The organism is Cedecea sp. P7760, from assembly GCF_013386425.1.
In the GTDB taxonomy this organism is placed as follows: Bacteria; Pseudomonadota; Gammaproteobacteria; order Enterobacterales; family Enterobacteriaceae; genus Cedecea; species Cedecea selenatireducens.
This window is the reverse complement of record NZ_JACARU010000121.1, coordinates 1-267: the sequence shown is the minus strand read 5'-3', so window position 1 is coordinate 267 and position 267 is coordinate 1. Positions and strand designations below refer to the sequence as shown.

Sequence of the window (267 nt, the reverse complement as noted above, 5' to 3'; positions counted from 1 at the left end):
CGTGGCCACCACTGGCAGCGTGTTGATGAACAACCCCACCTGCTGTTCGATACCCGGCAATTCGGCCGGGCGTCCCGCCACCGTGGCACCAAAGGCGACGGTGTCCAGGCCGGTATGACGGTGCAACAGCAACAGCCAGGCGCTTTGCACCAGGGTATTGAGGGTCACCTTGTGGCGCTGGGCAAACGCCTTGAGCTGGTCGGTGGCCGTCTGTTCCAGGGTCAGCCGGTGAATGCCATTGACCTGGGACACGTCCTGTTCGCGGGT

Annotated in this window: 1 protein-coding gene; it reads right to left on the bottom strand. The window is 63.7% G+C overall.

What is annotated here, in order from left to right; all coding sequences use genetic code 11:
* The coding region (locus HX778_RS25350; protein ID WP_370527420.1) for a condensation domain-containing protein at positions 1–252 on the bottom strand (252 nt) is incomplete at its 3' end.
* Between the last annotated feature and the right edge of the window lie 15 nt (positions 253–267).